This is a genomic window from Virgibacillus sp. AGTR (genome assembly GCF_016919725.2).
GTDB classification, from domain to species: domain Bacteria; phylum Bacillota; class Bacilli; order Bacillales; family Amphibacillaceae; genus Virgibacillus; species Virgibacillus salarius.
Window position 1 is genome coordinate 116,496 of record NZ_JAJERH010000006.1, and the last position, 17,603, is coordinate 134,098.

At 37.7% G+C, this 17,603-nt stretch carries 17 protein-coding genes; 2 read left to right on the forward strand and 15 right to left on the reverse strand.

Annotated elements, in window-relative coordinates; translation table 11 throughout:
- Positions 1-66: 66 nt before the first annotated feature.
- From JUJ52_RS04910 to smc, 6 genes are all read right to left on the reverse strand, one after another.
- A complete protein-coding gene (locus JUJ52_RS04910; RefSeq protein WP_026680869.1) occupies positions 67-294 on the reverse strand; it encodes a KH domain-containing protein in 228 nt (75 codons plus the stop codon).
- A 9-nt stretch (positions 295-303) separates the two neighbouring features.
- Positions 304-582 carry a 30S ribosomal protein S16 gene (gene rpsP, locus JUJ52_RS04915; protein ID WP_026680868.1) on the reverse strand — a complete coding sequence of 93 codons (279 nt, stop codon included), beginning with the start codon at positions 580-582 and terminating at the stop codon, positions 304-306.
- A 203-nt stretch (positions 583-785) separates the two neighbouring features.
- Positions 786-2,129 (reverse strand): signal recognition particle protein, encoded by a 1,344-nt coding sequence (gene ffh / locus JUJ52_RS04920; RefSeq protein WP_026680867.1) that lies wholly within the window; start codon positions 2,127-2,129, stop codon positions 786-788.
- Between the two features lie 13 nt (positions 2,130-2,142).
- Positions 2,143-2,463, reverse strand: coding sequence for a putative DNA-binding protein (locus JUJ52_RS04925; protein ID WP_026680866.1), 321 nt, complete (start codon positions 2,461-2,463; stop codon positions 2,143-2,145).
- An 80-nt stretch (positions 2,464-2,543) separates the two neighbouring features.
- Positions 2,544-3,539 (reverse strand): signal recognition particle-docking protein FtsY, encoded by a 996-nt coding sequence (ftsY, locus tag JUJ52_RS04930; RefSeq protein WP_026680865.1) that lies wholly within the window; start codon positions 3,537-3,539, stop codon positions 2,544-2,546.
- 13 nt (positions 3,540-3,552) lie between these two features.
- The gene (gene smc / locus JUJ52_RS04935) at positions 3,553-7,119 is read right to left on the reverse strand and encodes a chromosome segregation protein SMC (RefSeq protein ID WP_121605231.1); all 3,567 of its coding nucleotides are present in this window, start codon (positions 7,117-7,119) and stop codon (positions 3,553-3,555) included.
- Positions 7,120-7,350: 231 nt separating this feature from the next.
- On the opposite strand from smc, the gene JUJ52_RS04940 reads away from it, so the two are divergent.
- The gene (locus tag JUJ52_RS04940; RefSeq protein ID WP_026680863.1) at positions 7,351-7,575 is read left to right on the forward strand and encodes a DUF1128 domain-containing protein; all 225 of its coding nucleotides are present in this window, start codon (positions 7,351-7,353) and stop codon (positions 7,573-7,575) included.
- Between the two features lie 366 nt (positions 7,576-7,941).
- Here the strand turns inward: JUJ52_RS04940 and rnc are convergent, their stop codons facing one another.
- The 9 genes from rnc to sdaAB all read right to left on the reverse strand — a co-directional run bounded on the left by rnc (position 7,942) and on the right by sdaAB (position 15,908).
- On the reverse strand, positions 7,942-8,625 hold the full coding sequence (rnc, locus tag JUJ52_RS04945) for a ribonuclease III (RefSeq protein ID WP_026680862.1): 684 nt from the start codon (positions 8,623-8,625) through the stop codon (positions 7,942-7,944).
- A gap of 69 nt (positions 8,626-8,694) precedes the next feature.
- On the reverse strand, positions 8,695-8,931 hold the full coding sequence (gene acpP / locus JUJ52_RS04950; protein ID WP_026680861.1) for an acyl carrier protein: 237 nt from the start codon (positions 8,929-8,931) through the stop codon (positions 8,695-8,697).
- A gap of 34 nt (positions 8,932-8,965) precedes the next feature.
- The gene (fabG, locus tag JUJ52_RS04955) at positions 8,966-9,706 is read right to left on the reverse strand and encodes a 3-oxoacyl-[acyl-carrier-protein] reductase (RefSeq protein ID WP_205388608.1); all 741 of its coding nucleotides are present in this window, start codon (positions 9,704-9,706) and stop codon (positions 8,966-8,968) included.
- A gap of 2 nt (positions 9,707-9,708) precedes the next feature.
- A complete protein-coding gene (gene fabD, locus JUJ52_RS04960) occupies positions 9,709-10,644 on the reverse strand; it encodes an ACP S-malonyltransferase (RefSeq protein ID WP_026680859.1) in 936 nt (311 codons plus the stop codon).
- Complete coding sequence (gene plsX, locus JUJ52_RS04965) at positions 10,644-11,645, reverse strand: phosphate acyltransferase PlsX (RefSeq protein ID WP_026680858.1); 1,002 nt, start codon at positions 11,643-11,645, stop codon at positions 10,644-10,646. Before plsX ends, fabD begins: the two co-directional genes overlap by 1 nt.
- Positions 11,646-12,218: a transcription factor FapR gene (gene fapR, locus JUJ52_RS04970; protein ID WP_166529891.1), complete on the reverse strand. Its 573-nt coding sequence runs from the start codon at positions 12,216-12,218 to the stop codon at positions 11,646-11,648.
- Between the two features lie 77 nt (positions 12,219-12,295).
- Positions 12,296-14,329, reverse strand: coding sequence for an ATP-dependent DNA helicase RecG (gene recG, locus JUJ52_RS04975; RefSeq protein WP_121605236.1), 2,034 nt, complete (start codon positions 14,327-14,329; stop codon positions 12,296-12,298).
- A 14-nt stretch (positions 14,330-14,343) separates the two neighbouring features.
- Complete coding sequence (sdaAA, locus tag JUJ52_RS04980) at positions 14,344-15,219, reverse strand: L-serine ammonia-lyase, iron-sulfur-dependent, subunit alpha (RefSeq protein WP_026680855.1); 876 nt, start codon at positions 15,217-15,219, stop codon at positions 14,344-14,346.
- Positions 15,220-15,245: 26 nt separating this feature from the next.
- A complete protein-coding gene (gene sdaAB / locus JUJ52_RS04985) occupies positions 15,246-15,908 on the reverse strand; it encodes an L-serine ammonia-lyase, iron-sulfur-dependent subunit beta (protein WP_026680854.1) in 663 nt (220 codons plus the stop codon).
- Between the two features lie 353 nt (positions 15,909-16,261).
- Here sdaAB and JUJ52_RS04990 point away from each other — a divergent pair, with 353 nt between their 5' ends.
- Complete coding sequence (locus JUJ52_RS04990) at positions 16,262-17,545, forward strand: NCS2 family permease (RefSeq protein WP_026680853.1); 1,284 nt, start codon at positions 16,262-16,264, stop codon at positions 17,543-17,545.
- Positions 17,546-17,603: the final 58 nt, after the last annotated feature.

Genomic DNA, 17,603 nt, shown 5'->3' on the forward strand with positions numbered 1-17,603 from the left:
CTCTCACAAAGCGTCTTGTAACTTGTAAAAAAATGTGTAAAAAGGGAAAGGTTCCGCCCTTTCCCTCTACATAATATCTAAATAAACACGCTTATTGCTATTGGTTTTTGCTGCGTAAACAACTGTACGGATCGCCTTGGCAATTCGTCCATTTTTACCAATCACCTTACCAACATCATCAGGGTTCACGGAAAGATGATAAACAATCTTTGATTCTTCTTCCGTTTCCGTTACCACAATGTCTTCTGGGTGATCTACGAGTGACGTTACAATAGATTCAATAAGGGCTGTCATGATATCACACTACTTTGCAATTTGATTTTTTTGCTCGTGGAATTTCTTCATGATGCCTTCTTTTGAGAATAGATTGCGAACTGTATCACTAGGTTTAGCACCTTTAGTCATCCAGTCAAGTGCTTTTTCTTCATCTATTTTAACTTCAACTGGATTTACAACAGGATTATAAGTTCCGATTTGTTCGATAGAACGTCCATCACGTGGAGAACGTGAGTCAGCTACAACGATACGATAGAATGGATTTCTTTTAGATCCCATACGTTTTAAACGAATTTTAACTGCCATGCTTCTTGCACCTCCAAATATAAGTATTTAACACATTTTTAGATTTTAGCAGAAAACAGAAAGTCTGTAAAGTGTTTTTCCATTACAATGCTTAATCCTTTGATTTTCCTACTTGTAATTAGGCCCTTGAACCTTCGTTCTTCTCAAATCACATGAAGCAATTCATGCTTGCAAGTATGAGCTGAGAGCTTCCGAATTCTGAATTACATAAATGGAAATTTCATTCCTTTACCTTTCTTACCCTTTTGCATATTTGTCATTTGCTTCATCATTTTTTTCATCTCTTCAAATTGTTTTAATAGTCTGTTTACTTGAGAAACCGAAGTTCCCGACCCTTTTGCTATTCGCTTCTTTCTACTCGCATTCATCAAACTTGGGTCCTGGCGTTCATTCTTAGTCATGGATTGAATAATGGCTTCTACATGTGAAATTTGTTTTTCGTCAATTTGAGCATTTTTAAGCCCCTTCATTTTATTAGCGCCCGGAATCATTGACATTAGATCATCTAATGGCCCCATCTTCTTCACTTGTCCCATTTGCTCTAAGAAATCATCAAATGTAAAGGACATGTTCTTCATTTTTTCTTCAAGCTCTTTCGCCTGTTTTTCATCTACATTCGTTTGGGCTTTTTCAATTAACGATAATACATCACCCATACCAAGTATTCTAGAGGCCATTCGATCAGGATGAAACGCTTCTAACTGATCAAGCTTTTCCCCCATACCAGCAAATTTAATTGGTTTATCTGTCACAGCCTTAATGGATAAAGCAGCCCCACCACGAGTATCTCCATCTAATTTTGTTAGAACTACCCCTGTAATATCTAACTGTTCATTAAAGCTTTCAGCTACATTGACTGCATCTTGTCCCGTCATTGAATCCACAACTAGATAAATCTCATCAGGTTTAACAACCGATTTGATTTCTTCTAGTTCTTGCATTAGTTCACTATCAACATGTAATCTCCCTGCAGTATCAATGATTACATAATCATGATGCTCTTCTTTCGCTTTTTCAATCGCCTTTTGGGCAATATCAACCGGGTTTGCATCTGTTCCCATAGAGAATACCGGTAAATCAAGCTGTTTCCCTAACGTTTCGAGCTGTTGAATTGCTGCAGGGCGGTAAATGTCGCAAGCTACAAGTAATGGTGAACGATTATGTTTCTTCCGTAAAAGGTTAGCAAGTTTACCAGTTGTAGTTGTTTTTCCAGCACCTTGCAGACCAGTCATCATAATTACCGTTGGAGCTTTGTCTGCTACAGCGATCTTACTTTGTTCGCCACCCATGAGTGCTGTTAGCTCTTCTTTTACAACTTTAATAACCTGTTGCCCAGGCGTTAAGCTTTCCATAACTTCTTGACCAACAGCACGTTCTTTAATTCGTTTGATTAAATCTTTTACAACTTTATAGTTTACATCGGCTTCCAGTAATGCAAGCCGAACTTCTCTCGTCATTTCCTTTACATCCTGCTCAGAAACCTTACCTTTACCAGTAATTTTTTTAATTGTACTTTGCAGGCGGTCGGCCAATCCTTCAAACGCCATAGAAGGTGTCCCCCTAATCTAATTCTTTTAATTTATGAATGATTTGCTGAACAGCTTTTTGCTCAGACAATTCAGCTTCCAGACTTTCTATAAGCTCAGATCGCTGCTGAAACTTCTTGTATAAGGATAGCTTTTCCTCATACGTTTCCAACATATGTTCTGTTCGCTTAATATTATCATATACAGCCTGCCTTGATACATCGAATACTTCAGAAATCTCACCAAGAGAATAATCCTCAAGATAATACATTTCCATGTAATTTCGCTGTTTGGGTGTAAGTAATGCCTGATAAAAATCAAATAAATAATTCATTCGCGTTGTTTTTTCTAGCATGATATACACCCCTTGTTAAGTGATTTACCTTTACAAAATATAATAACGAATGTTCCGTTTGTATGTCAAGCCGCTACTAATTAATCTTCTTCTAGCATATCCGCAAATAACCCATAAACAAACGCATGCGCATCAAATTCTTGTAGATCTTCCATCTTCTCTCCCAATCCTACATACTTAACTGGAAGTTGTAATTCATGACGAATAGCTAAAACAATACCACCCTTAGCTGTACCATCTAATTTCGTTAAAACGATGCCAGAAACATCTGTCGCTTCTGAAAATGTTTTTGCTTGACTAAGAGCATTTTGCCCAGTAGTTGCATCCAATACAAGTAAAACTTCATGCGGAGCACCAGGGACCTCCCTCTCAATAACTCGCTTAACTTTTGCTAGTTCATTCATTAGATTAACTTTATTTTGTAATCTTCCTGCTGTATCACAAATAAGAACATCAGCATTGCGTGATTTCGCTGACTTTATTCCATCAAAAATAACAGCAGCTGGATCACTACCTTCGTTTTGTTTGATTACATCAACACCGGCTCGTTCTCCCCAAATATCTAACTGTTCAATCGCTCCAGCTCGAAACGTATCTCCTGCAGCTAAAACCACTTTTTTTCCTTGTTGTTTTAGCTGATAGGCCAATTTACCAATAGATGTCGTTTTTCCAGCTCCATTTACACCCACTACTAAAATAATGGATAGTTGTTCCTCTTGAAGATTTAGATGTTCTGTTTGTTCATCATCTTCTCCGTAATATATTTCAACGAGTTTTTCTGAAATAACATCCTTCACCGCTTTGGAGTCTTTGATATTTTGTCGTTTTACTTCCATTTTCAATTCATCAATTAAATCCATTACAGTCGATACACCAACATCAGCAGTGATTAACACTTCCTCTAATTCTTCGAAAAAGTCCTCGTCTACTTTCCGGTATCGAGCTATTAAATCATTAATCCTTCCAGAAAAAGATTGACGGGTCTTCTTCATCCCGTCTTTATATTTCGTTGAAACCTCTTTGGTTTCTTCTTCATTTTTTTGAAATTTCATTTTCCATTTATCCATAAATCCCATTTCCATTACCTCCTTATGACTTTATTAATTCCTTTGTATCTTCCAGTCGAACGGAAACTAATCGAGATACACCCGATTCCTGCATCGTTACACCATATAGAACATCTGCTTCTTCCATTGTACCTTTTCGGTGGGTGATTACAATGAATTGGGTATTTTCACTAAATATTTTTACATAGTTAGCAAAACGTGATACGTTTGCTTCATCTAACGCTGCCTCTACTTCATCTAATACACAGAATGGCACTGGACGCACTCGTAAAATAGCAAATAATAAAGCAATAGCAGTTAATGCCCGCTCTCCACCAGATAATAACCCTAAATGCTGAAGCTTCTTACCCGGCGGCTGTGCTACGATATCTACGCCTGTATCCAGTAAACTTTTTGGGTCCGTTAATTTTAATTCGGCCCGACCTCCACCAAAGAGTTGTTGAAATACGGTAGCAAACTCTTCCTTTATTTGCTGAAAAGTATTGCCAAATCGTTTTTTCATTTCTTCATCCATTTCCGCAATTACATCGTAAAGGGTTTTCTTGGCATCAACTAAATCAGTTTGTTGCTCTGTCAAAAATGTGTACCGCTCAGTGATTCGTTCATACTCATCGATTGCCCCTAAATTCACTGTCCCCAACTGATCAATTTGCTGCTTCAATTGCTGCACCGCTGATTGAGATGCTTCTTTATTTTCAGCCTTATCGTAGATTTGTTTTGCCTTCTCATACGTAATAATGTATTCATTCTGTAAATGAGACAGAAGATTTTCTAATTCTACATCCATTCGATTCGACTGTACTTCTTTTTTCTGAATATCTGCTCTGAGAGCTTCGTAATGTTTATTCTCTTCTTTCAATTCACGCTCTTTATCCTGCATGATTTGCGTGCGTTCTGATCTTTCTCCTCGCTTTTTTTGTATGGTTTCTGTGATTTTTTCCTTCTCAGTACGATGATTCGAAATAGATGCATCAATTTCCTCTTCCGTCTCATTCGACTGATGAAAAGCAAGCAAATCATCTAATTCCTCAGCATACAGATCGTATTGACGTTGTAGTTCAGCTAATTGGTTCTGAACACTATTTGTTTTCTCCCGCTGACTCTTCTCGCGCTCATCCTGTTCTGCTAGTAATACATGGTTGCGATGTAACTCCTCTTGTAACCTTTCCTTATTCTCTTGAACTTCCGATTGTTGCTTTGTTACTATTTCAATTTCTTCCTCTAGTTGTTGGGTCTTACTATTTAAGTCGGCTAATTCCTCTGTTAATCGCGCTTGTCGTTGAACGAGCTGTTCTTTATCTTCTGCAAATTGTTTTTTATCCTGATCGTATAATGTAAGATTATCGTTTAAGGTTTCTTTTTTCATTTCAATTTCTCGATGAAAAGCACGTAATTCCTGTAGTTTTTGCTGCTCTTGTTGAATACTCTGTTCTTCTTCAAGTAATTGTTTTTCTGTTTCACTAATATATTGCTTTTGCTTTTGTACATTTTTTTCAAAATCTAAGGTTTTTGATTCAAACTGCCTTAGCTTCTCCGTCATTTCCTGTAGATCTTTTTCTCTTGTAAATAGAGATTGATTTGTCTTTTTTTGCGCTCCACCTGACATGGAACCTCCTGGGTTAACAACATCTCCCTCCAGTGTGACAATACGAAATTTCCGCATCGCCGTAGTAGCCAGCTCGTTGGCATCTTTTAATGTTTTTGCAATAATAACGTGTCCCATTAGATGATTAATGGCCTTCCTGTACGTATTATCCACATTGACTAGATGCGATGCGATGCCGATAAATCCTTGATGCTGCTCTAACTTCTTCATTAGCTCGCTTGGAATAAAACGCTCTTGGATAGAAGCTAACGGTAAAAATGTTGCCCGGCCACTATTTGTTTTTTTCAACCATACGATGGATTGTCTTGCTGCCTTATCATCTTTTACAACAATGTGTTGTGCCTGTCCACCAAGTACCGTTTCTATCGCAGTGATATAGGATTTGGGTACATGTATTAATTCAATAACTGCTCCATTAATATCTGTCAAGGTTCCATCTTCTCTTGCCTTTAGCACAGCCTTTACACCATGAAAGAATCCCTGAAAGTCTTCTTTCATTTCTTCAAGCATTTCTTTTTTTGATTTAATTTTTTCGATGTACTGATACCCTTGATATAATTTTGCCTGCGCTTCTTGGAACTCACTTCTTCTTTGCTCCAATTCTTGCTTGATCGCTTTTATAGTGTCGTCTTTGTCTGCGTACTTATTTTCTTGGCTCTTTAGATCTTCTGCCAGTTGATTTGCTTGCTTTGTCAGTTTTTCTCTTTCACGCAGTAAGTCTTTAAATTTTTCCGTTTGTTTTTCTTTCTTGCCATCAAGCTGTTGAATTCGCTCGTCAATGGAGTGTAATTCATTTCGCCGAACAGCTTGCTTATTTAAATACTCGATGTACTCTGATTTTAAATCTTCAATTTTCTCCGCAAGGTTCTCTTTTCCTAAGCTTAGCTTCTGTTCGAGTTGTTTAATTTCACCTTTTGTTGCAGCTTTTATGGTTTGTAATTCAGATAGGCGTTTTTTTTCCTGAATAACTTCTTCATGCAATTTTCCAATTCGAATTGAAGTTTCCTTTTTTTGCTCCTCCAGTTTTTCTTTGTTGTCTTCAAAGTGCTTGAATCTCTCTAAAAATAATTGCTTCTTTCCTTCATATTTTTCCAACTGCTGTGTCATAGATAACAAATCAGCCTGTAGCTTTTCGATGGTGCCATCTAATTGATCAATTGCTTGTCTTTCACTTTCTTGTGACGCTTCTTTTTGTTGAATCGCTGTTTTCAACTCTACTTCTTTTAATTTCATTTGATCGAGCTCTTGAAGCGTTGATTGCCATTGATTATGTATAATCTCAATTTCAGCTAGAAGATAAGAAATTTCTTTTTCCTTTAATTCTTCTTTGAGTGCTACGTATTTTTCTGCTGTTTGTGCTTGCTTTTTCATTGGATCGAGTTGTTGCTCGATTTCATGAATAATATCTTCTACACGGTTTAGATTTTCTTGTGTTTCAGCTAGTTTATATTCGGCTTTCTTCTTCCTCTGCTTATATTTCAGAACCCCAGCTGCCTCTTCAAAAATAGTCCTTCTTTCCTCTGCTTTTGAGCTAAGAATTTCTTCCACTTTTCCTTGACTAATAATTGAAAAGGCCTCACGTCCAAGTCCTGAATCCATGAACAAATCAACAATATCTTTTAATCGACACGATTGATTATTTATATAGAACTCACTTTCACCAGAACGATATACCCTTCTAGTTACACTTACTTCTTCATATTCTAAAGGTAGGAGCTGGTCATGGTTATCCAATACTAACGTTACTTCTGCAACATTTAATGCTTTACGTGTATCACTCCCTTGGAAAATAATATCTTCCATTTTAGATCCACGTAAGGATTTTGCCGACTGCTCCCCTAGCACCCAACGAATAGCATCCGTTATATTACTTTTTCCACTTCCATTAGGTCCTACCACTGCAGTTACTCCTGGAACAAAATCAACATTAATCCGTTTTGCAAAAGATTTAAAGCCAACACTTTCCAACCTTTTTAAGTACATATTACATTCTCCTAATTCAATAAAGAACATTGACAAATTGCATCTATTTAAGTTCTCAATTATCATAAATTTATCAAGCACGATTCTTATTCATCGTATTTCTATAATTAGTTTTACGAAAAACAAATTTGGCTTTTTACCGCATTTATTTTATCATAAACATAGAAACAAAAGAAGAGTAGACCATACATACTCTATTAGTTTTAAATCGTAGGGGAGAGATATTATAGAATGAGCTTAGAAAAACCATCAGCAGAAAATTTAAAGATTTTACTTGATGAAATTGCTGAACAACTAGATGTTGTTAATCGCACGATAATGGATCCGGAAGATTATGATTTGAATAAATATGAAGAGATCAAATTTATGTATGATATGATTAAACAGAAAGGGCGACTCAGCGCTCAAGAAACACAAGCTTTTATTGAAGAGCTACGATCTGTTCGAAAGCATTAAGTGAATACGTAACGATTCCCATTATGAAGTTCGCGGGACAGAGGCCTGCCCACACGAATACAGAACCAAAAAAGATGCTCCTTCACTTAGCTAAGCTTAATGAGTGAAGGAAATCTTTTTTTGTAGTCTAGGAAATTATAAAATTTACCCATGTGGATAAATGGCGCGTGTTGAGTCGCTTGCAAGGGGAGCTCCCAAACTTTCATTCTATTTAACTGTAATAGTGGTTTCTCATAAGAATGAAAAGTGTGAGCTGTTGCTTCCTGCGAGAGTGCGTCAGTTTTTGTGTACAAAAACTGACGCACTACTGAAAAAACAACGGCTCATCCTAATCGTTCTATCTACTTTAAAACAACTGTAGTTGTTTTATGAATTATATTTATCTATCGCTGCTTTTGCAGCACGCTGCTCGGCTTCTTTTTTTGTGCGTCCAATGCCCGATCCATAAATTTCATTTTGAATGAGTACATTAGCAACAAATTCTTTATGATGAGATGGGCCTCTTTCTTCTATAATTCTATACTCGATTGATTGATTTTTAATCTGTTGAATTAATTCTTGTAACTGACTCTTGTAATCCATCGCATGCGAAAAAGCACCATCTGTAATCTTCGGAAATACATGGTCTTCTAAAAATTGTAACGCTGCATCAAACCCCTGATCCAAATATAATGCTCCTAAGAAGGCTTCAAAAACATCAGCAAGTAAAGCAGAGCGGTCTCGACCACCTGTTTGTTCCTCCCCTTTACCTAGTAATATAAATTGACCAAATTCAAGACCTCTGGCAAAGCTAGCTAGTGAAGGTTCACAAACAATAGAGGCTCTTAATTTAGTCATTTCTCCTTCTGGCATATGTTGATGCTTACGAAAAAGATATTGAGATACTCCTAATTCTAGTACAGCATCACCTAGAAATTCCAACCTTTCATTATCCGAAAATACTTCCTTACGATGCTCATTCACATAAGATGAATGTGTAAATGCCTGTCTAATCAATATATGGTTGTGAAACATAATATTTAAATGTTTCTCTAACTGGGCAATTTCCACGCTGGACACCTCAATTTCCATTAAATATACGGAAAGCCCCGCCAAAACTCGCGAGACTTTCTCTTCCTGTTATTCTTGTGTGCTGTTTATGTAGTTAACAGCATCACCAACTGTATTTATTTTTTCAGCCTCTTCATCAGCAATTGTCATATCAAATTCGTCTTCAAGCTCCATTACAAGCTCAACCACATCAAGAGAGTCAGCTTCTAAATCTTCTTTAAACGATGCTTCCATTGTTACTTTTGACTCTTCCACATCAAGACGATCAACGATAATATCTTTTACACGATCAAACACATCTGCCACGTTCCTTCACCTCCTTTCAAGGAAATCCGTAGTATTACATAACCATTCCACCATCAATATGAATCGTTTGGCCCGTAATGTAGTCTGCATCATCGCTTGCAAGGAAGCGTACAACCTTTGCAACATCCTCTGGCTCTCCAAGCTTGTTTAAAGGGATCATTGCTAGCATTTCCTTTTGCTGTTCATCAGTTAAGGCATCCGTCATATCTGTAGATATAAAACCTGGCGCTACGGCATTAACATGAATATTTCTTGAAGCAAGTTCCTTTGCTGTTGTTTTCGTTAAACCTATGACACCAGCTTTTGCTGCTACATAATTTGCTTGTCCAGGATTTCCGCTAACTCCAACAATGGAAGCTACGTTAACAATCTTTCCAGCTCTTTGCTTCATCATTTGTCTTGTAACTGCCTTTGTACAAACAAATACACCTTTTAAATTGGTATTAATTACTTGATCGAATTCTTCTTCTTTCATTCTCATTAATAAATTATCTCTCGTTATACCGGCATTATTAACAAGAATGTCCAATGAACCAAAATTACTTACTACTTCTTTAATCATTGATTTAACACTTGCCTCATCAGCTACATCAGCTTGCACGATAAAAGCATTAGAGCCCATCGCTTTAATTTCTTCGACAACAGCTTTCGCTTTATCTTCGCTCCCAGCATAATTCACGGTGACATTCGCACCTTGTTTTGCTAATTCTAATGCAATGGAACGGCCTATACCACGAGACGCTCCTGTAACCAATGCGTTTTTGCCTTTAAGCATTATTAATCCCCCTTAAACCATGATATAAAGTCATTTAATGAAGCAGTATCTTGAACAGCAAACGTAGTAGTATTTCGATTAACCTTCTTCACCAAACCACTTAACACTTTACCATTTCCTACTTCTACAAATGCATCTACTTCTTTCTCCATCATATTTCTAATTGATTCCTCAAATCGAACAGGAGAATACAGTTGTTTAATTAATAGTTCTTTGATCTCAGCATTCTCCCTTACTGGTGAAGCTGATACATTTGCGTAGATAGGAATCGCTGCATCATTAATCGTTACCTTGTTTAAGTACTCTGAAAATGCCTCATTAGCCGATTTCATAAGACGAGAATGAAATGGTCCACTGACATTTAACGGAAGAACGCGTTTAGCACCTTTCGCTTTTAAAATTTCTTTGGCCATCTCGATACCTTTAACTGACCCAGAAATAACAATTTGTCCTGGACAATTTAGATTAGCTAGATCTACAACTTCTTCATTTATTTCACTAAGCCCAGCTTGAATCGTCTCACTATCTAACCCAAGCACTGCCGCCATTGTACCTTGTCCTTTTGGAAAAGCCTGCTCCATTAATTTTCCACGTGTTGCTACAAGTGGCAAAGCTTCCTCTAACGAAATAGCTCCAGCAGCTACTAATGCGCTGTATTCTCCAAGACTATGACCAACCGTCATTACTGGCTGTACTTCCATATCTAATAACATGGTGTGAAGAGCGATGCTTGTTAATAATAAGGCCGGCTGTGCATTTTCTGTTTCTGTGAGTTCCTCTTTTGGCCCTTCAAACATAATTTTTGTTAGATTCTTTTGTAAAATTTGATCTGCATCATCAAAGAGTTTTTGGATCTTAGGTGATGCTTCATATAGTTCTCTTCCCATTCCTACTGTCTGGGACCCTTGCCCAGGAAACATGAAGGCAACCTGCTTCATTATTTGTCCCCCTCCAAATTCATTGTCTCAATCGTTTGTTTAATCGTTTCCGTAATTTGGTTATTAACCATGTGACACGTCTGTTTAACTGCATTATATATGGCGTTTGAATCAGATGAACCATGCGCCTTCACAACTGGTGCTGCTAATCCGAATAATCCTGCCCCGCCATATTCTGCATAATCTAGTTTTGCTTTTAATCCTTTCAAGTCGTTTTTAATCATACCAGCGGCAATTTTCGTTTTTACAGATGACATAAATGTCTCTTTAAGCATGGAAAACATAGCCCCGGCAGTTCCTTCAATTGTTTTTAATGCAATATTACCAGTGAATCCGTCAGTTACTACAACATCTGCAACGTTAGTTAACAAATCACGCGCTTCGACATTGCCGATAAAATTAATTGGCGTATCACTCAAAAGGTGAAACGCTTTTTTAGTAAGGTCATTCCCTTTCCCATCTTCGGTTCCAACATTTAATAACCCTACCCTAGGATTGGTAATAGAGCGCACTTGCTCGACATAAATAGAACCCATTAACGCGTATTGTAATAGGTGATTCGGCTTCGCATCAACATTTGCACCTACGTCCAATAGCAGGAATCCTTGCCCATCTAAAGTGGGTAATGTCGGACTTAGAGCAGGGCGCTCAATGCCTGTAATTCTACCAACGATAAAGAGACCTGCGCTCATTAATGCTCCCGTATTTCCAGCAGAAATACAAGCATCGGCTCTACCTTCTTTTACCTCTTGGGCCATTAAGACTAATGACGCCTTCTTTTTCCTGCGAACCGCACGTACAGGTTCATCTTCTGAAGTAATTACTTCTGTTGTATGTAAAATATCAATATTTTTAGTATCTGTTAAGTACTCATTTATCTTCGCTTCATCCCCAACTAGGGTAATATGTAGTTGGTCAATCTCAGAGACAGCTTTCATCGCTCCAAGTACTACAGCTTTTGGTGCATGATCGCCACCCATGGCATCTATTGCAAGTTTCATTTATTGTTCTCCTTTTTGTTCATTAGGTTGATACATATGGAAAATACCAGTAAACACTGTTTCATTTTCTACAATGCTGTTAACATGAACAATCGTAAGTCCTTTCTCTTTTCCTTCAACTACAGCCTTCGCAACCACGCGTTCGCCTTCTTTAACCTGTCGTGTAAATTTCAATTCTGATTTAGCAGTTAGAGCTAATTCATCATTAATCACAGCAACAGCAAGAGAATTTGCCTGAGCAAACAAATGATGACCACGGGCAATTTTATTACGCGAGAATACATGCTCCGCACCAATGTCTAAAATTGAGATTGCCCGATTATCTAATTCCAAGTCAACCACTTCTCCAATTACTTCTTCAAGTGGTAATGCTTTAACAGTTTCATTCCATTGGTTCGTAGCAACTGATTTAATCCGCTGCCTTAATTCAGGAATAGAAAGCTCCATCCGATCTAACCGGATCGTTTGGATACTGACAGAGAATTGTTTTGCCAATTCTTCATCTGTAATAAAAGGTGTCTTTTCAATTGTCTCTTTTAATAATCGTTGTCGATCAGATTTTGGTCGTTTCATGCTTGCACCGTCCATATTTTTTATGACTTGGTCCTAATAGTAATATATAATACCTTGCTTGTTTATGCAAATATTTCTTAGTCTAATTTCTCGTTAAAAACGGAATTTTCCTCTACATATTGCTGCAGTAAACGGAATTCCGGATCATCTTCTAACAGGTTTTCATCAATGATGTTCTGCGCATCCTTTCGTGCTGTTTCTAAAGCTCGATAATCATGAATCATATCAGCTACTTTAAATTCGGGTACACCACTCTGTTTCCTTCCAAAGAAATCCCCTGGTCCCCTCAATCGTAAATCCTCTTCAGACAAAGCAAATCCATCGGTTGTTTCAGACATAATCCGCATACGTTCTTTTCCTGTTTCTCCTTTTGGGTCGGCAATTAAAATGCAGTAGCTTTGTTTAGCACCTCGTCCAACCCTTCCCCGCAATTGATGGAGTTGTGATAGTCCAAACCGCTCAGCATCATAAATAACCATAACTGTTGCATTCGGTACATTAACACCAACTTCTACAACTGTTGTCGATACTAGAATCTGTACTTCATTATCAGCAAATTGTTTCATTACAGCATCTTTTTCTTCTGTTGGCAACCTACCATGCATGAGACCAATTTTTATTTCTTCTGGGTAGAACGCTTGTAGCTGTTGATATACATCTACGGCATTTTGAATATCTAATTTATCGGACTCCTCAATGAGAGGACAGATAATATATGCTTGTTCTCCGAGAGAAATTTGTTTATGGATAAAATGAAGCACACGATCCAGCGTATTTTCTTTTACCCAGTATGTCTCAATTTCCTTTCTGCCCATAGGCATCTCATCAATGACGGATACATCCATGTCGCCAAATGCTGTAATAGCTAAAGTCCTAGGGATTGGGGTTGCTGTCATAAATAATACGTCAGGCTGAAGACCTTTTTCACGTAAGATACGCCTTTGCTCTACACCAAAACGGTGCTGTTCATCTACTATCACAAATCCAAGGTCATCAAAAATGACATCCTCTTGAATCAGCGCATGCGTCCCTACGACAATATTTATCTCATGTTTCTCAATACCTTCAGTTATTGCTTTTCGTTTTTTACCTTTTACAGAGCCAGTTAATAACGTAACATTCACTTTATCATCAAACAATTCAACTAGTGATTGGAAATGCTGCTCTGCTAAAATTTCTGTAGGTACCATTAGCGCACCTTGTTTACCTGCCGTAAGTGAAGCATACAAACATATTGCAGCAACCGCTGTTTTTCCCGAGCCTACATCCCCTTGTAAAAGACGACTCATTCTGTAGGGAGACTTCATATCGGATAGAATTTGATTTAACGATTTTTCTTGTGCATTTGTTAAAGCAAATGGCAAACTTGCAATAAATGCCTGAACAAGATCTGAATTATAATGTTGCGCATTTCCTACAGTTGCCTCACGTTTCAACTTGCGAAGTAGCTGCATTTTTAGTTGAAATAGTAAAAATTCTTCATAGATAAATCTCCGTCTAGCATGCTTTAATGCTACTCTATGCTTAGGAAAATGCATCATCGTAAAAGCTTCACTACGAGTAGGTATTTTATAACTTGCTAGATATCTATTTGGTAACAATTCTTCTATTTCCGTGGAACAAGCCTTCAATGCTTGTTGAATTAATTTCTTCAGCTTAACATTAGTTATATTGCCTTTAACAGAGTAGATAGGCTGAATTTCTGCCTGTTGATTGGCATGGCCCTTCTTATAATTACTAACCGTAATTTGCAAACGATGGGCATCCCACTTCCCAGTTAATGTGACCGTGTCCCCCTGATGAATTTGTTTCTTAGCGAAAGCTCGATTAAACATAACTGCTTTAACAGCAACCTGTTCAACTTCGAGGGTAAAGGTAAGTCTTGATTTTTTTTTGCCATAAAAAGTAAGAGAAGGATCATGAATCACCCTTCCCTCAATCGTAACTTTATCATCATGAATTAACTCACTAAGAGGCCTAATTTCGAAAATATCATAGCGATAAGGAAAATGATTTAATAAATCTTCAATCGAATAGATATGCATCAGTGCAAGGTCTTCTGCCATTTTATCGCCGATGCCTTTTAAGTTTGTTACAGGCTCACGTAACATGTGAATCACTCTTTCTAACTTGTAATCCCAAATAGTTTATCTTTTAGAAAACGACCAGTTGGTGTATCGGCTAATCCACCTTCACCAGTCTCACGAAGACTTGAAGGCATTTGTTTCCCAATTCGATACATAGCGCCAATCACTTCATCGCATGGTATTCTACTCGTTACACCAGCCAACGCCATATCAGCAGATACAATTGCTAGTGAGGACCCCCCAGCATTTCGTTTTACACAGGGAACCTCTACTAAACCTGCAACAGGATCACAAACAAGGCCAAGCATATTTTTTAATGTCATAGCAAATGCCTCAGCAGACTGCTGAGGAGTGCCGCCCGCCATTTCAACGATCGCAGCTGAAGCCATTGCCCCCGCTGAACCAACCTCTGCTTGACATCCTCCTGCCGCACCGGAAATAAAGGCATTATTTGCAACGACAAACCCAAATGCGCCTGCAGTAAATAAATAACGAATCATTTGCTCACGTGTAGGATGCAGCTGATTTTTAACTGCAAATAATGTGCCAGGTACACATCCCGCGCTCCCAGCAGTTGGAGTAGCACATATTGTACCCATTGCAGCGTTAACCTCATTTGTACCCATTGCTTTACTAACTGCATCAAGTAGTAAATTTCCAGATAAAGGAGTTTTCTCTTTCATGTAATTTTGTATTAATACCGCATCGCCACCAGTTAACCCCGTAACTGATTCAACACCTTTCAAAGCGTCCTCGATGGCGTTTTCCATTACTTGTAGGTTTTTCTCCATCTCTCCATATATTTCTTCACGCGTTTTTTCTTTAACTTCCATTTCCTGCCGAATCATTACTTCTGAAATTAAGATATTTTCATTTTCAGCAATCTCTACTAATTCCTTCACTGTACGAAACATATAATTCCACCTCTCTTGTTAAAACACTAGCTGACAATTTTGGAAATTTGAATAATGTGTTCAGCGTTATCCAATTCATGTAGCACGTCGTCATCTACATTTTGGTCTACTTCAATGACCATTAACGCTTCCTTACCGACATCCTTCCGATTCACTTCCATATGTCCGATATTAATTTGATGTTTGGCAAGTATTGTTGTAACAGAAGCAATCGCTCCGAAGCGATCGTTATGCATAATTAAAATAGCAGGGTGATTTCCAGATAACCGCAATTCAAAGCCATTTAATTCAGTGATTTCCACTTTTCCTCCACCAATCGAAACACCGACCAGTTCAAGCGTATCAGTTTCATTGCCAAGAACTATTCTAGCTGTATTCGGGTGATCGACAGCTGCGCTATCTTCAATAAATTCAATATAAAAATCTCTTTCCTTTGCGATATTCAACGCATTACTCATACGGGTGTCATCCGTTTCAAATCCAAGTAGGCCACCAGCTAAAGCAAAATCAGTACCATGCCCCTTATACGTTTTTGCAAAAGATTCATATAAATATATCTTTGCCCACTTCGGACTTTTTCCGAATAACGTACGTGCTGCCTTACCTATTCTCGCTGCACCTGCTGTATGAGAACTAGAAGGGCCTATCATAACCGGCCCAATAATATCAAAAACAGAATTATATTTCATAGCTATCCACCGCCTAGTTTTAGGTTTCCACAGTTTTACAATCTTTTAAAGTAAGGGTATTCATTCCAATAACAAGTCAATTTTATACCCCTAAGCTTCCATAGTAAATTATAACAAAAAAGTCGATATTAATCATTTCCATTATTACCTTGTAAGTATGATAACATGTATATCGCTATTATTTATACATGTTATCCGAATAATTTTGAATCCACTACAAATGCTATTCTTATTCATTATCCATGTCCTGTAATACATTGACTTCCATGTTTATAAGATCTATAATTAAAATTTGTGGATTATACGTTTATAATCGGGTGGGAGAGGGACAGGAGATACGATGAGGAGTTCATATGCCTGATAAGAAACACCAGCATAATTTACAGCCGAACTCAAGTTTTAAAAATGAGTTTATTGCTGGTCTGATAGGCTATTTAACGACAATGTATATTGTTGTTGTGAATGGGTCTATCCTTAGTGAAGCAGGGTTGTCCATTGAAAGTGGTATGGTTGCAACCATTCTCGCAAGTTTTGTTGGAACAGTACTGATGGGAATCATCGGCAGACTTCCGCTCATCATCATTCCAGGTATGGGGATTAACGCATTGTTTGCATACTCTATCGTGGAAGGCACGGAATTGCATTTTCAAGAAGGCTTAGCTGTTGTGCTTGTAGCTGCTATTATTTTTTTAATAACAGCTTTTAGTAAGTTAGGTGTATTGTTAAGAGATGCTATTCCCAATTCACTGAAACATGCAATCACTGTTGGTTTGGGTTTTTTCTTAATCTTAATTGGGCTAGAAAAAAGTGGACTTGTTATTAGCGGGGAAAATACCATCATTGCGATTGGTGATTTTAGCTCTGCTACCGTTATTGTTAGTTTATTGACTTTGTTTCTAGCCATATTCTTATTCGTAAAAAATATCCCGGCTAATTTCCTGCTTACCATGTTTGCTGGTACTATTTTTGCTTTCATTGCTGGAACCATAGAAACTGGAAACGAAGCAATAAATATTACATGGAGTGAAATGCTATTTCTGCCTTCATTTTCAGCAATTGATGAGTTATCATTTTGGCTAGCGGTATTCCCTTTATCGATGATCCTTATTTTTGAGAACATGGGTTTATTACATGGTCAGCTGGAGATGTTAAAACGAGAAAATAGGTACTCAAAAGCCTATCAAGTGACTGCTTTTTCAACGTTAACCTGTGCTTTCTTAGGGACATCGCCAACCGTTTCTGCTGCAGAAAATGCTGCTGTTATTGCTTCCAAAGGAAGAACTGGAAAAACAGCTCTCGTTGCCGGAGTATTGTTTCTAGCAACACTTTTCCTTATTCCTTGGATAACAATGATTCCAAATACAGCTATAAGCCCTATCTTAATTATTGTAGGCTTTTTGATGACCCAAAACATTCGATATCTACCATTAGATAACCTATCAGAATGTATACCAGCTCTACTCATAGTTGTAATGATCCCATTCACCTACAGCATTGCTGATGGTATGGCTTTTGGGTTCATTGCATATCCAATTGTAAAAATCGCAATTGGAAAACATCGAGAGTTATCGGCTGCACTAATCGTAATATCTGGTTTGTTCCTGTTTGATTTCATCATGAAGATTATCGGAATATAAAAAAAGGGATATCCCAAAAGTCACGTAAAAATGACGAAAGGGGTACCCCTTTTTTTAA

Coding starts and splice junctions, on each gene's coding strand:
- fapR (WP_166529891.1), bottom strand. CDS start 12,218: ATGAAACGACCAAAATCTGATCGACAACGATTATTAAAAGAGACAATT.
- JUJ52_RS04925 (WP_026680866.1), bottom strand. CDS start 2,463: ATGCTAGAAAAAACAACGCGAATGAATTATTTATTTGATTTTTATCAG.
- plsX (WP_026680858.1), bottom strand. CDS start 11,645: ATGAAACTTGCAATAGATGCCATGGGTGGCGATCATGCACCAAAAGCT.
- recG (WP_121605236.1), bottom strand. CDS start 14,329: ATGTTACGTGAGCCTGTAACAAACTTAAAAGGCATCGGCGATAAAATG.
- sdaAB (WP_026680854.1), bottom strand. CDS start 15,908: ATGAAATATAATTCTGTTTTTGATATTATTGGGCCGGTTATGATAGGC.
- sdaAA (WP_026680855.1), bottom strand. CDS start 15,219: ATGTTTCGTACAGTGAAGGAATTAGTAGAGATTGCTGAAAATGAAAAT.
- fabG (WP_205388608.1), bottom strand. CDS start 9,706: ATGCTTAAAGGCAAAAACGCATTGGTTACAGGAGCGTCTCGTGGTATA.
- rpsP (WP_026680868.1), bottom strand. CDS start 582: ATGGCAGTTAAAATTCGTTTAAAACGTATGGGATCTAAAAGAAATCCA.
- ffh (WP_026680867.1), bottom strand. CDS start 2,129: ATGGCGTTTGAAGGATTGGCCGACCGCCTGCAAAGTACAATTAAAAAA.
- ftsY (WP_026680865.1), bottom strand. CDS start 3,539: ATGGGATTTATGGATAAATGGAAAATGAAATTTCAAAAAAATGAAGAA.
- smc (WP_121605231.1), bottom strand. CDS start 7,119: ATGTACTTAAAAAGGTTGGAAAGTGTTGGCTTTAAATCTTTTGCAAAA.
- fabD (WP_026680859.1), bottom strand. CDS start 10,644: ATGAAGCAGGTTGCCTTCATGTTTCCTGGGCAAGGGTCCCAGACAGTA.
- JUJ52_RS04940 (WP_026680863.1), top strand. CDS start 7,351: ATGAGCTTAGAAAAACCATCAGCAGAAAATTTAAAGATTTTACTTGAT.
- JUJ52_RS04910 (WP_026680869.1), bottom strand. CDS start 294: ATGACAGCCCTTATTGAATCTATTGTAACGTCACTCGTAGATCACCCA.
- JUJ52_RS04990 (WP_026680853.1), top strand. CDS start 16,262: ATGCCTGATAAGAAACACCAGCATAATTTACAGCCGAACTCAAGTTTT.